This window comes from Agarivorans sp. JK6, from assembly GCF_045277145.1.
In the GTDB taxonomy this organism is placed as follows: Bacteria; Pseudomonadota; Gammaproteobacteria; order Enterobacterales; family Celerinatantimonadaceae; genus Agarivorans; species Agarivorans albus.
The window spans coordinates 1,286,072-1,299,873 of the sequence record NZ_CP113525.1 but is presented as its reverse complement, the minus strand read 5'-3'; the positions used below and the strand labels follow the sequence as shown (position 1 = coordinate 1,299,873).

The window sequence follows — 13,802 nt, the reverse complement described above, 5'->3', positions numbered from 1 at the left end:
GTGATGACGCAATAAAAAAAGCGGGACAAGCCCGCTTTTTGATTGGATAGCGTGCAAGTTAAGCGATTCGCCCTTCTTCTCGAGCAAAACACGCAACTTGCGCATTAGCTTCGCTTACCAAACTTGGCTGCTCTTTATTGCATCGCTCATTGGCATAACGACAACGTGCGTGGAAAGCACAACCTTTAGGTGGGTTAAGTGGCGAAGGCAGTTCACCTTCTAGCTTAATTTTCTCGCGGCGATGGCTAGGATCTAAGCGTGGCGTACTTGATAACAGCGCTTGAGTATAAGGGTGCTTAGGATTAGCAAACAGCTCCTCACAAGAAGCATATTCTACCGCCTTGCCTAAATACATCACCATCACTTCATCTGCAATGTGCTCTACAACCGATAAATCATGCGAAATGAAGATATAGCTTAAGCCCATTTCATCTTGCAAATCCATCATCAGGTTTAGCACCTGCGCCTGCACAGACACGTCTAGCGCCGATACGGGCTCATCGGCTACCACAACCTTAGGGTCAAGCATTAAACCGCGTGCAATAGCGATACGTTGACGCTGACCACCAGAGAACATGTGTGGGTAACGATCGTAATGCTCAGGGCGTAAGCCCACTTTGGCTAACATAGCTAAAGCTTTTTGCTTTCGCTCAGCCTTGCTCATATCGCTGTTAATCACCAAAGGTTCTTCGAGAATGGTCCCTACTTTTTTGCGCGGATTCAGCGAACCATAAGGGTTTTGGAAGATGATTTGGATTTTTTGACGCAAGGCTTTTGCGGCATCCTTACCCAAGCTAAGAATATCTTTGCCATCAAAGCAAAGCTCACCTGCAGTGGGCGTTTCAATCATGGTTAGAACCCGAGCTAAGGTCGACTTACCGCAACCTGACTCACCAACCACTGCCAACGTTTTACCCTTCTCTAACTTAAAGCTCACACCATCTAAGGCTTTAACAGTCGCGTCTGGTTTAAACATACCGGCTTTTACGTGGTAATGCTTCTTAACCCCGTTTACCGCCAATACCGATTCTAGGGTAGTTTCTTCTACTGGAGCAGCATCTAAAGCCGCTGCTTTCATAATGCTATCACTCATGCGCTTGGTCTCCCGCTTTCATCCAGTGGTGTAAAGCATCGCACTTGACGCATTCCTTCTCCCTGCATTGCAGGCTGTTCGTTTTGACAACGCTCGGTGGCATAAGGGCAACGCGGGTTTAACAAGCAACCGATTGGTCGGTCAAACGCACCGGGCACCACACCAGGTAGTGCGTCTAAACGCTCTTTACCTGCCGATGATTCAGGCAGTGAACGGAGCAAGGCTTGGGTATAAGGATGTTTCGGCGTTGAGAAAATCTCTTCAGCTGGTCCGGTTTCTACCACTTGTCCTGCATACATCACAATCACTCGGTGAGCAGACTCAGCCACTAGTGCTAAGTCGTGAGTAATCAGCACCAAGCCCATATTTTTCTGCTTTTGTAAGTCCAGCAACAAATCAACGATTTGCGCTTGAATGGTTACATCCAAAGCGGTGGTTGGTTCATCGGCAATCAACAGTTTTGGATCACAGGCTATCGCCATGGCAATCATCACCCGCTGGCTCATACCGCCCGACAACTGATGCGGATAGGTTTTTAAGCGCGATTCGGGATCTGGAATACCCACTTGCTCAAGTAATTCGATTACCCGTTTACGACGCCACTTTTTGTCACCGCTTTGATGAATTTTAAGCGCTTCGCTAATTTGGTATTCAACGGTGTAACACGGGTTTAAGCTCGACATTGGCTCTTGGAAAATCATCGCGATTTCAGCACCGGTAATCGCGCGACGTTTATCCTCTGGCATGGCCAATAGATCTTGCCCTTCGAAATTAAGGGTGTCGGCAGTCACTTTTCCCGGGTAGTCAATCAAACCCATGATGGACAAAGAACTGACACTTTTACCCGAGCCAGATTCGCCAACAATACCTACAATTTCACCCTTTTCTACGCTGTAACCTACTTGGTCCACCGCACGAAATGGATTATCTCCATCACCAAACTCAACAGTAAGGTTATTCACTTCTAATAAAGACACAAGGCTTCTCCTACTGCTTCAACTTGGGATCAAGGGCATCACGTAAACCATCGCCCATTAAGTTAAAGGCTAATACCGTTAACAGAATCACTAAGCCAGGGAAGGTAACTACCCACCAAGCACGTTGTACAAACTGCAAGGCATCGGCCAGCATGCTTCCCCACTCTGGTGTTGGCGGTTGAGCACCTAAACCTAGGAAGCCCAGTGCAGCCATATCCAAAATAGCGTTAGAGAAGCCCAAAGTAGCCTGCACGATAAGCGGTGCAGTACAGTTAGGTAGAATTGTAATAAACATTAAACGCAGTGAGCCAGCACCAGCAACCCGTGAAGAAATCACGTAATCTTTGTTCAACTCTGCGATGGTTGAGGCTCGGGTTAAACGCACATAGTGCGGCATAGATACAATGGCAATTGCCATCGCTGCGTTGAAAATGCTTGGACCTAAGATAGCCACAATTGCAATTGCCAATAACAAGCTTGGCATGGCCAACATAATGTCTACCGCGCGCATGATGATGGTTTCAACATAGCCGCGGAAGAATCCAGCAATTAGCCCCAGAATAACGCCAATACCTAAGGACAGCGTTACCACTAAGCAACCAATAAACAATGATAGTTGCGCACCATGAATTAGACGCGACAAGATATCGCGACCAACATCATCAGTTCCCAATAGGTGAGCGGTGGTACCACCCTCTACCCAAAACGGTGGTAGCAGCAAGGCATCACGATATTGTTCGATGGGAGAATGCGGCGCAATCACACTGGCTAATAAAGCCACCACAATCATTGTTGCGATAAATACCAAGCCAATTACAGCTCCGGTATTTTGACTAAAGTAGCCCCAAAATTCTTGTAACGGCGTTTGTACTTGTGGTCCAGTGGTGGCTGGAGTCGTTGTTTGTTCAGACATAATACACTCCTCCTTATTTGCCGTGACGGATCCGTGGGTTTACCACGCCGTAAAGAATATCGACAATCAAATTCACCACAATAATAATGGTAGCCACGATCAGAATGCCCCCTTGTACAACTGGGTAGTCGCGTCGGCCAATCGATTCAATCAACCATTTACCAATGCCCGGCCAAGCAAAAATTGTCTCGGTAAGAATCGCACCCGATAACAAAATGCCCACCTGCAAACCAATTACTGTAATTACTGGAATAAGAGCGTTACGCAACGCGTGCACTACAATTACTCGCATTGGCGCCATGCCTTTTGAGCGAGCGGTACGAATGTAGTCTTCGCCTAATACTTCAAGCATTGATGAGCGGGTCATACGGGCGATTACAGCCATTGGAATGGTGCCCAATACTATACTTGGCAAAACTAGGTGATGTAGTGCAGATAGAAATGCGCCGTCTTCGTCGGAGAGCAGCGTGTCAATCAACATAAAACCGGTGACCTCATCTATCCAGAAGGTCACATCGAGCCGCCCGGACACGGGGGTTATCCCCAAGTTCACCGAGAACACCAGCATTAACAGCAAGGCCCACCAGAATATGGGCATGGAATAGCCGGTGAGAGAAAAGGTCATGACCGAGTGGTCAAATAAGGAACCCCGTTTCACAGCAGCAATAATCCCGCAGGGCAAGCCTACTAATATCGCAAAGATTGCTGCGCAGGTAGCCAACTCTACGGTGGCAGGAAACAAGGTCATAAATTCTTCGGTTACAGGCGTCTTGGTGATTAATGAACGTCCAAGATCGCCACTCGCAATATTCTTCACATAATCAAAGTATTGGACCAACAACGGTTGGTCTAAGCCCAACTCGGCACGCAAGGCTGCGTGACGTTCAGGAGACACGCCCCTTTCACCTGCCATCACTTCTATTGGGTCGCCAGGAATCAAGCGAATCAAAGTAAAGGTTAAAAGAGTAATGCCGATGAAGGTGGGTATCACCAACATCAATTTTTTTATAATAAACTGGAACATAACTACAGCTCTGTGTCTGAAGGAAGGAAAGGGGCTGTTGCCAGCCCCTTAAGTATATTTATTTTAGCGACACGCCATAGAAGTGGTGACCACCTAATGGATCAATCTTAAAGCCTTGAACTTCTTTACGAACTGGCTTGTAAGCCACTGAGTGAGCAATAGTTACCCACGGAGCTTGTTCTTTAAAGATTAACTGTGCTTCTTCGTACAGTGGTGCACGTTCAGCTTGAACAGAAATCTGTTTAGCTTTAGTGATTACGTCGTTAAATGGCTTATGACACCACATAGCACGGTTACCACCACCAACAGCATCACAGCCTAGTAATACGCTTAGGAAGTTATCTGGGTCACCATTATCACCGGTCCAACCAAGTAACACGGTATCGTGCTCACCTTGCTTAGAACGCTTAAGGTATTCACCCCATTCGTAGCTAACGATTTCAGCTTGTACGCCTACTTTTGCCCAGTCAGCTTGAATCACTTCCGCCATACGACGTGCGTTAGGGTTGTAAGGACGCTGTACTGGCATTGCCCAAATGTTAGTCTTAAGATCGGTCACACCCGCTTCGGCCAATAAAGCTTTTGCTTTAACCGGATCGTAAGGGTAATCAACGGTATCTTCGTTGTAAGACCACATTGTTGGTGGGATTGGGTTTTTAGCAATTTTACCGCTACCCTGGAATACCGCATCAATAATCGCTTGCTTGTTAACCGCTAGGCTAAGTGCTTGGCGAACTTTAACGTTATCAAATGGTGCTTTTTGGGTATTAAATGCCAAGTAACCTACGTTTAAGCCTTCTTGGCTCATTAGGTTGATGTCAGCATCTTTTTGCATTTGCTCAACATCAGCCGGGTTTGGATAAGGCATTACGTGACACTCGCCTGCTTTAAGCTTGGCGTAACGTACTGATGCGTCTGGTGTAATAGAGAATACCAAACGGTCAATCTTAGGCGCGCCTTGCCAGTAATCAGCATTACCTACGTAGCGAATAATTGAATCTTTTTGGTATTGTACTTTTTGGAAAGGACCAGTACCTACAGGGTCTAGGTCTAGTTTCTCAGGTGTACCAGCAGCTAACATCGCATCAGCTTGCTCAGCAGAGAAGATAGATGCAAAGTCCATCGCCATATTTGCAATAAACGGAGCTTCAGGCTTGCTTAGTACAAACTTAACCGTGTAATCGTCAACTTTAACGATCTCTTTAACCAAGTCGTTCATACCCATACCGCTGTAGTACTCGTAAGAACCACCCGATACTTTATGGTAAGGATGCTCTGGGTCATCTTGGCGTTCAAACGTGAACACTACGTCGTCAGCATTAAATTCGCGAGAAGGTTTGAAACCTTTTTTCTGACTGTGAAATTTTACGCCTTTGCGTAAATGAAAGGTGTACTCTAGGCCATCTTCAGAAACGTCCCAAGACTCTGCCAACCCTGGAACAACATTGGTTGTACCTACTTCAAATTCAACCAAACGGTTAAAGATGGTCTTAGAAGACGCATCAAAAGTGGTTCCTGCTGTATATAAACTTGGGTTAAAACCTTCTGGACTGCCTTCTGAACAGAAGACAAATGTTTGCGCTTGAACGCCCACAGCTACCGCACTAGCTACAAGTGCAAGTGACAGCTTCGCCAATCCTTTCTTCATTATGATTCTCCGTGTGACATCTTGTCATGTATGCAACCGTTATGGCTGCATTTCCGGTGTGTTTGCGAATAGACTAATAATTATTGTTCTTGATAAATCTAGACCCTGCACTAGCAAATGTCGCTATTCAAACAACAATTGTGAACTGAGCAAGACTTAATCAAGCCTGATCCGCTTTTTGCCCGTAATAAATTAGTATTTTTATCTGCCACTGTAAATAGCATAAACAGGATTTTATAATCCAAAAATCACAGAAGGCAGTGATAGTGATTAAGGATTCGATATAATGTCATATTTATGCAATAAAGAATAAGCTTATGCAAGGTTTGCATAAGCAGATTTAACTAAATTTAGGGGAGAACAAATTTGGCAAGCAGAGAGAATGCTCAGTTAAGCGAGGACAAACAGCACAACTTGCAAAGAAATAGCTGCAAACACACCGGCTAATACGTCATCTATCATTATACCAAAGCCACCGTGCACTTTTTTGTCCAAAATTTTGATGGGCCAAGGCTTCAAAACATCAAAAAAGCGAAATAGTATAAAACCGAGTAGCACATTAAGGGGAGATAGCGGCACCATGAACATGGTAATCCAGTAGCCAACAAACTCATCCCACACAATCGCCCCGTGATCATGCACGCCCATTGCATCACTCGCTTTTTGACAGCACCAAACACCAAAAACAAAGCTTACTAGCAGTACTGCCAGGTAGGCCCAAATAGGTAATGGCGCTAGCAGTAAATACAAAGGAATGGCAGCTATGGTACCAAAAGTACCCGGTGCTTTGGGGGCTAAGCCACTACCTAAGCCAAGTGCGCATAAGTGTAAAGGGTTACGTAAGCTTAATTTGGCTAAAGCTTTATCCATTGCAGTTCTCGCTACTCGCTAGGATTAGTTGAAGTGATCCCACCCAGTGGGTTCGATTTGATAAGGTTTATCTTGATATTTTAGCTTTATCTCGCCATGCCCAGGCGCTAACTGCCCGATACAAGTAAACTGTATTCCGCTAAAGGATAAAGAAGTATCGACTGAGCCTTTATTAGATTCAGGCACAGTAAAGCATAGCTCGTAATCTTCGCCACCATTTAGTGCTAAAGCAATACTTTGATCTACACCAACGGCTTCATTCATGGTCTCTGAAAGTGGCAGGCTATCTAGGTTTAGTACCGCCGAGCAATGACTCTTTCTGAGGATATGCTGTAAATCGTTGTATAAACCGTCTGAGATATCAATGGTTGCAGAGGCTATATCACGCAAACCATAGCCAGCAAGCACTCGAGGTTGCGGGTAATAGTGCTGTTTTAGGCTTAGCTCTAACTGTTGAGGGTTTAAGCTGATTTTGTCTTGAAGATGCGCTAGCGCAAGGCCAGAGTCACCAATATTGCCAGTAACATATACCCAGTCACCAGGCTTGGCTCCGTCTCTGCGCAAGGCTTTACCTTCAGGTACTACGCCATGAACCGTCACGGTAATACTTAAGGGACCTTTGGTGGTGTCTCCACCAATTAAAGCGACATTGAAGTATTCAGCTAAGTCATAAAAGCCTTTGCTGAACTGGGCTAACCACGCTTCGTCAATTTCCGGCAAGGTGATCGCTAAGGTCACCCAACGCGGCTCTGCCCCCATGGCTGCCATGTCACTTAAATTAACAGCAAGCGCTTTATGGCCAAGCGCACGAGGTGGAATATCTGAGAAAAAATGTACGCCTTCTACCAAGGTGTCGGTAGAAATAGCAATTTGATTATTCTCGGGAACAGTTACCAGCGCTGCGTCATCACCGACACCCAATAAAACATCGGGGCGTGAAGCACTGCGCTGGAAGAACTTTTCGATGATATCAAATTCACCCAAAGGAGGCTGAGAAGACATGCAACTAAGACTTAAACTGCTGTAAACGTAGTACTTTATCTAGCACGCCATTAACAAACTTGTGGCTATCTTCAGCGGCAAATGACTTAGCTAATTCAATCGCTTCGTTAATTACAACTTTAGGTGGCACATCGCTCACCATTAATAGCTCGTAAACACCAATCAACAAAATCGCGTGTTCAACAATATCTAATTCTTCTAACTTACGAGAAAGCGAAGAGCTCATCGCTTCATCTAACTTTTCGCTGTTAGCTACTACGCCAGTCAGCAGAGTAGAAAAATATGGAACATCGGCCTTACTCATGTCTTGTTCGGTTAGGAACTGATGTTCGATGTTAGCAACGCTGTCCTTGGTCACCTGCCATTGATAAATTGCTTGAGTAGCAAATTGCCTAGCTTTACGACGTGCAGCTGGTTTCACAGAGAATTCCTCAAATTAAACTTCTATCTGATCAACTAAGTTGATCATTTCCAAAGCGCTTAGGGCAGCTTCGGTACCTTTATTACCCATTTTAGTGCCAGCGCGTTCAATCGCTTGCTCGATAGACTCAGTAGTAAGCACGCCAAAAGTTACTGGAATATCAAATTCCATCATAACTTGAGCTAAACCTTTGTGGCATTCATTAGCCACTAATTCAAAGTGGTAAGTGCCACCACGAATTACTGTACCTAAAGCAATAATAGCATCGTACTTTTTGCTTGCTGCAATGCGTTTAGCAGCCAGTGGTATCTCTACTGCGCCCGGTACACGAACGACAGTAATGTTGTCATCGCTAATTCCGCCTTGACGAGTTAGCGTATCCACAGCGCCTGATAACAAGCTCTCGTTAATAAAGCTGTTAAAACGAGCGATAACAATAGCCACTTTAGCGTTTGGTGTAGCTAAATTTGCTTCAATTACTTTCATACTTAATTCTGCCTTTTCTTTGAGTCCATCAAAAAAATCGCGCTATTCTAGCACAACTAATCTGCTAGGCCCTTAATAAAATAATTTCTCACTAATACTCGAGTTATTCTTGGTCGATATACTCAACCACTTCTAAACCAAAGCCAGATAATGCGTGATAACGCTTAGGTGAACTTAATAAACGCATTTTGCTTACACCGAGGTCGGCCAAAATCTGAGAGCCTACACCAACAGTACGTGAAGCACTGTGCGCTTGCTTTTGGGCTGGAGTCTCACCGCGATCTTGCAGAGCAAAGGCTTTAACTTGGTCAATCAAATTATCGGCCTTATCATCGGTACTAAGTAGCACCAGCACGCCATTTTCTTGAGCAATTTTTTCTAGCGCTTTATCCAGCGGCCAGCTCATCTTTCCAGCCCGGTCACTGCCTAATAAATCACTAAAGGTATTGTGCAAGTGTACGCGTACCAGTGTGGCTTCATTTTCTTTTATCTCGCCGGCTTGCATAACAAAGTGAACTTTTTCATCGATGGTATCGCGGTAGGTAATCAGCTTGAAATCACCGTGGCGGCTAGGCATTTTACATTCTGCCACTCGCTCAATAGTGGTTTCGTTGTTATTACGGTATTCGATGAGATCGGCGATAGTGCCCATCTTTAACCCATGTTCTTTACAAAACACCTCAAGATCTGGGCGACGCGCCATGGTGCCGTCTTGATTAAGGATCTCAACAATCACAGCTGCTGGTTCTCGACCAGCTAACCTTGCCAAATCAGTTCCCGCTTCAGTATGTCCAGCGCGAGTAAGTACCCCACCCTCTTGCGCCATTAGCGGGAAGATATGGCCAGGCATAACAATGTCACTAGGCTTAGCATCACGGGCAACGGCTGCTTGCACAGTGCGCGAGCGATCTGCTGCAGAAATTCCGGTAGTCACGCCTTGCGATGCTTCAATAGATACCGTGAAATTAGTAGCAAACTGCTCGGTATTAACATCTACCATCAGTGGCAACTTTAGTTGCTGACAGCGCTGTTTAGTCATGGGTAAACAAATCAATCCACGCCCATAGGTAGCCATAAAGTTAATGGCCTCTGGTGTTACCATATCGGCTGCCATGATGAGATCGCCTTCATTCTCTCGATCTTCATCATCCATTAGCACCACCATTTTTCCATGGCGTAAATCTTCAATAATTTCTTCGATACTGCTTAGTGACATAGCAAAACCTTTCTTACCTTTGGGGATAGTATTTATTGTTATTAGCGCATCTTGATGGGGCGAGCTATTTCATAAAGCCGTGCTGCGCCAAAAATGCAGTATTTATTTTTGAATCGTTAATGTTCTCATCAGCATAGCCGATTAAACGCTCCACATAGCGAGCGATAACATCAACTTCTAAGTTAATTTTTTGCCCAGGCGACCAAGCACCAATGGTTGTTTGCTCAGCGGTATGGGGAATAATGGTTAAACGTAGCTGTTGCTGCTGTACTTCGTTCACCGTTAAGCTAATGCCATCTACGGTTACGGATCCCTTATGGGCTATGTAACGCGCCAGATCATTAGGAACCTTTAGCCAAATATTAATCGCACGTGCGCTGGGGCTAATGCTTACTACCTCTGCTAAGCCATCAACATGACCACTGACAATATGACCACCAAAGCGATTAGTCGCGAGCATGGCTTTTTCAAGGTTAACCTTGTCACCTTGTTTGCATTTAGCCAGTGAAGTTAAACTTAACGTTTCGGTAGAAACATCGGCGCAAAAGTGCTCATTGCTAAAATCGACCACCGTTAAACATATACCATTTACCGCGATGCTATCGCCAAGCCTTACATCCGACATATCTAAACCAGCGCTGGCGATGTTTAATCGTACGTCACCACTGCGTTTTTCAATCCGAGAAATCTTGCCTAGGGCTTCAATTATTCCAGTAAACATTAATGTGTGCCCTGTGCTTGCGGGATCCAGATAGTTTTAATGTCGGGGCCAATTCGGCGAGTTTCAAGGCATTGCCAAGAATTTAACGCACTCATCGACTGATATCCCTCAAGCCCCACTAAACTGTGAGCATCGGCTCCCATCAATAAACCGGCTTGGTAACAAATAAGTTGATCAACCAAGTTAGCTTGAATCAGGGCTGCAGCAAAATTAGCCCCAGCTTCAACCCAGATATCATTTACTTCTGCTTCAGCTAGCTGCTGCATTAATTGCGGCAAAAAATTTGGCGAGTCTTCAATCACCAGCTGTTTTGCGGCTGGCAGTTGCGTTTGTGATTGATGGCCAGCCAACCACAAAGACTCACTATTTTTAAAAATATTAAGGTCTTGAGCTGCTTCTGCTAAACGTTGTTTACGGTCAATAACCACCCGCAATGGCTGACGTAGCAGTGTTTCATCAAGTTGCTCTGCAAGGCTACCCAGCTCATTAAATCTCACGTTTAGGCTGGCATTATCGCGAATAACCGTAGTAGCGGTGGATAAAATAGCATGGCTAGCGGCCCGTTCTCGTTGCACGTCGCTGCGAGAATGAGCCGAGGTGATCCACTTGCTTTCGCCATTGGCTAAGGCTGTTTTAGCGTCGATAGAACCAGCAAGTTTCAAGCGAACAAAAGGACGTTTACGCTCAACGCGGCTCAAAAATCCGGGGTTAAGCGCACGCGCTGAATGCTCCATTAGACCGGTACGAACTTTAATGCCAGCCTCTTCAAGGCGCTTAATCCCGCGCCCAGCAACCTGTGGGTTAGGGTCAACCATGGCAATCACTACTTCGGCCACTTGTTGTTCTACTAACATTGTGGCGCAAGCTGGCGTTCTACCTACATGGCTGCAGGGCTCAAGAGTGACATAACAGCTTGCCCCCTTTAGGCTAAAACCACGTTGTTTAGCATCCGCCGCGGCATTCACTTCGGCGTGCCCTTCACCGGCTTTACGGTGATAACCTTCACCAATAATCTGACCATCTTTTACTAATACGCAGCCCACATTAGGATTGGGTGCCGTGGTATATTTTCCGCGCTTGGCAAGCGCAATGGCCTTTGCCATACACTGGCAATCTTGAACGCTAAAACTCACTTACTTTTCCAACTTAGCAATTTCGTCACTAAATTCTTTGATATCTTCAAAAGAGTGATAAACCGAAGCAAAACGCACGTAGGCCACTTTATCTAGGCCAATCAACTGTTCCATAACAATCTTGCCAATAAACTTAGTGGCAACTTCACGTTCGCCAGTCGCCCGCAGCTGCGACTTAATTTTGTTTACCGCTTGCTCTACTTGGTCAACGCTTACTGGGCGTTTTTCCAATGCACGCATCATACCTGCACGCATTTTCTCTTCGTTAAAAGGCTCTCTAATGCCATTACCTTTAATCACTCGTGGCATTACCAACTCGGCCACTTCAAAAGAAGTGAAGCGCTCATGGCATTCTAAGCATTCACGACGCCTTCTTACTTGGTGGCCATCGGCAACCAAACGCGAGTCAATAACCTTAGTTTCATGAGCAGAACAAAATGGACAATGCATGGGCGATCCCTTATTCGAGTATCCGGCAATTTTATCTGCTAAACCGTCAGAGGTACAGGTTAGCTAAAGCGTAACTATCGAAAATGCCCACAATTCCTTTATTTAGATAAGGCTTTGTCTAAAGAGAATGGCGCTAACTTAGTAAAGGAAGAAAAAATGAGAAATAGCTCTCAGTTTAATCACTGAAGCAACTACTTACTGTTTAGTCCTTCGCTTGTTAAGAGTCTGATTAGCTTAAAGTTAAGCTTCATATATAAGCAAATAGCGCTTGCGTAGTAACCAATTACTACCGCTTAGCGTACCGCTCAAGTTAGGCTGCACTAGAAATGTAAACAACTTGTTAAGGAAAGCGTCATGGCGAAGATACTGATTATTGCAGGTGATTTTGTTGAAGATTATGAGTTAATGGTGCCATTTCAAGCACTGCAAATGGTAGGTCACGAAGTTATCGCAACTTGCCCAGAGAAACGCATTGGCGAACAAATTAAAACCGCCATCCATGACTTTGAAGGCGATCAAACCTATACCGAAAAACCGGGGCACAACTTCACTCTCAACGGCAATTTTGCTGACACCGATACCGAGGAGTTTGACGCGCTATTATTGCCCGGCGGACGGGCCCCGGAATACTTACGCTTAAATGCTAAGGTATTAGAAATAATTCAAGCCTTTGCCGCTAAGCAACAGCCGATAGCGGCAATATGCCATGGTGCACAGCTATTAACAGCGGCAGGTATTGCCTCAGGCAGACACATTTCTGCCTACCCGGCTTGTGCGCCTGAAGTGACAGCGGCTGGCGGCGACTATGCCGATATAGCCGTTGACCAAGCCCTTACCGATGGGAACTTGGTCACCGCACCAGCCTGGCCAGCTCACCCGCAATGGCTAGCGCAATTTAATAAGCTATTGGCTTAATACTAAATTGAAACGGCAAAAGTTGATTTTGTATACCATGATTAGACTTCGGTTTGATCATGGTGGGATTGCCAATGTGTGAAATTTATTCTGGCGCCGAAGCAGAACTGTTTGAATTGAAGTCTCGGTCGGTGCGTTTAGATGGCGTAGTAACCAGTATTCGTTTGGAAGCGATATTTTGGCAACTACTGGAGCAAATAGCCGAAGAGGCTAACCTTAGTTTGGCGGGCTTTTTAACGCAAATTTACCATGAGGTATTACAACGAGAAGAAAAGGTAGGTAATTTTACATCTTTACTTAGAGTGGCCTGTACTACTCACCTTAATCAAGGCAAGCGCTTAACGCTCACTAACCCTTCGCTTAAACAAGCGGAATCAGGCAATTCCATTGCCAAGGGATATCTTTAATGTGCAAATATTAAGAAATGATGAACAACATAAAGCTGCCCCAAATTACAAACTGCATAATCATTAATCGTTTTGCACTAGCCACAGGATTCATGTCCATGGTGATTCTCTCTCTTCTGCAATTACCCTTTAGCGCTGGTAATTTGACTTATCAATTAGGTCTTAAAAACTGAGCAATTTCAGTACCAACTGTCTAATTCTCAGGCTAAAACCCAGCCTATCCCTCCTTGGTTTGTGTTCCTATTCACATTTAATCTTAATAATCCGTAGTTTTACTAGGGTCTGTTGATCTTTGGTGTTGAAGTTTTGTTCGAGATAAGCGGGCTTTAATCGCGGCGAGCACTTATAAGCCTAGTGGGCTAAGCAAGAAGTGCTCAACAAAGAGTAAAGTTCGCTTATCCGAACCCTTCGGGCACCATTTCTAAGCCATTTATTCAGCGTTAGCGAGTGATTATTAAGCCCACTTAACTGCACACTCACTGCCTTGCCTAAATGGCGAATAAATTGCTGCAAAAACCATCAGCAA

At 45.2% G+C, this 13,802-nt stretch carries 15 protein-coding genes; 2 read left to right on the top strand and 13 right to left on the bottom strand.

Going from position 1 to position 13,802, the window contains the following annotated elements:
• Window positions 1-58: 58 nt before the first annotated feature.
• The 13 genes from OV592_RS06130 to nrdR form a co-directional block, all read right to left on the bottom strand.
• Complete coding sequence (locus OV592_RS06130) at window positions 59-1,078, bottom strand: peptide ABC transporter ATP-binding protein (RefSeq protein ID WP_406611415.1); 1,020 nt, start codon at window positions 1,076-1,078, stop codon at window positions 59-61.
• 11 nt (window positions 1,079-1,089) lie between these two features.
• Entirely contained in the window at window positions 1,090-2,070 is a 981-nt protein-coding gene (gene dppD / locus OV592_RS06125) for a dipeptide ABC transporter ATP-binding protein (RefSeq protein ID WP_016402699.1), read from the bottom strand.
• Between the two features lie 10 nt (window positions 2,071-2,080).
• A complete protein-coding gene (gene dppC, locus OV592_RS06120; protein WP_152781800.1) occupies window positions 2,081-2,983 on the bottom strand; it encodes a dipeptide ABC transporter permease DppC in 903 nt (300 codons plus the stop codon).
• Between the two features lie 13 nt (window positions 2,984-2,996).
• The gene (locus OV592_RS06115) at window positions 2,997-4,007 is read right to left on the bottom strand and encodes an ABC transporter permease subunit (protein ID WP_016402697.1); all 1,011 of its coding nucleotides are present in this window, start codon (window positions 4,005-4,007) and stop codon (window positions 2,997-2,999) included.
• A 58-nt stretch (window positions 4,008-4,065) separates the two neighbouring features.
• The gene (locus tag OV592_RS06110; RefSeq protein WP_152781802.1) at window positions 4,066-5,655 is read right to left on the bottom strand and encodes an ABC transporter substrate-binding protein; all 1,590 of its coding nucleotides are present in this window, start codon (window positions 5,653-5,655) and stop codon (window positions 4,066-4,068) included.
• Between the two features lie 390 nt (window positions 5,656-6,045).
• Entirely contained in the window at window positions 6,046-6,525 is a 480-nt protein-coding gene (locus OV592_RS06105; RefSeq protein WP_406610768.1) for a phosphatidylglycerophosphatase A, read from the bottom strand.
• Between the two features lie 24 nt (window positions 6,526-6,549).
• Window positions 6,550-7,527, bottom strand: coding sequence for a thiamine-phosphate kinase (gene thiL, locus OV592_RS06100; protein ID WP_016402694.1), 978 nt, complete (start codon window positions 7,525-7,527; stop codon window positions 6,550-6,552).
• A gap of 4 nt (window positions 7,528-7,531) precedes the next feature.
• Window positions 7,532-7,948, bottom strand: coding sequence for a transcription antitermination factor NusB (gene nusB, locus OV592_RS06095; protein WP_016402693.1), 417 nt, complete (start codon window positions 7,946-7,948; stop codon window positions 7,532-7,534).
• Between the two features lie 15 nt (window positions 7,949-7,963).
• Complete coding sequence (gene ribE / locus OV592_RS06090) at window positions 7,964-8,434, bottom strand: 6,7-dimethyl-8-ribityllumazine synthase (RefSeq protein WP_016402692.1); 471 nt, start codon at window positions 8,432-8,434, stop codon at window positions 7,964-7,966.
• A gap of 103 nt (window positions 8,435-8,537) precedes the next feature.
• The gene (gene ribBA / locus OV592_RS06085; protein ID WP_406610767.1) at window positions 8,538-9,650 is read right to left on the bottom strand and encodes a bifunctional 3,4-dihydroxy-2-butanone-4-phosphate synthase/GTP cyclohydrolase II; all 1,113 of its coding nucleotides are present in this window, start codon (window positions 9,648-9,650) and stop codon (window positions 8,538-8,540) included.
• A 64-nt stretch (window positions 9,651-9,714) separates the two neighbouring features.
• Window positions 9,715-10,371: a riboflavin synthase gene (locus OV592_RS06080; RefSeq protein WP_406610766.1), complete on the bottom strand. Its 657-nt coding sequence runs from the start codon at window positions 10,369-10,371 to the stop codon at window positions 9,715-9,717.
• On the bottom strand, window positions 10,371-11,504 hold the full coding sequence (gene ribD, locus OV592_RS06075; RefSeq protein WP_406610765.1) for a bifunctional diaminohydroxyphosphoribosylaminopyrimidine deaminase/5-amino-6-(5-phosphoribosylamino)uracil reductase RibD: 1,134 nt from the start codon (window positions 11,502-11,504) through the stop codon (window positions 10,371-10,373). The genes OV592_RS06080 and ribD overlap by 1 nt, the downstream gene beginning before the upstream one ends.
• A complete protein-coding gene (gene nrdR, locus OV592_RS06070) occupies window positions 11,505-11,954 on the bottom strand; it encodes a transcriptional regulator NrdR (RefSeq protein WP_016402688.1) in 450 nt (149 codons plus the stop codon). It lies immediately after the preceding gene.
• Window positions 11,955-12,308: 354 nt separating this feature from the next.
• On the opposite strand from nrdR, the gene OV592_RS06065 reads away from it, so the two are divergent.
• Together OV592_RS06065 and OV592_RS06060 are read left to right on the top strand one after the other, a co-directional pair.
• Window positions 12,309-12,869: a DJ-1/PfpI family protein gene (locus OV592_RS06065; protein WP_406610764.1), complete on the top strand. Its 561-nt coding sequence runs from the start codon at window positions 12,309-12,311 to the stop codon at window positions 12,867-12,869.
• A 74-nt stretch (window positions 12,870-12,943) separates the two neighbouring features.
• Window positions 12,944-13,276, top strand: coding sequence for a ribbon-helix-helix domain-containing protein (locus tag OV592_RS06060; protein WP_152781807.1), 333 nt, complete (start codon window positions 12,944-12,946; stop codon window positions 13,274-13,276).
• Window positions 13,277-13,802: the final 526 nt, after the last annotated feature.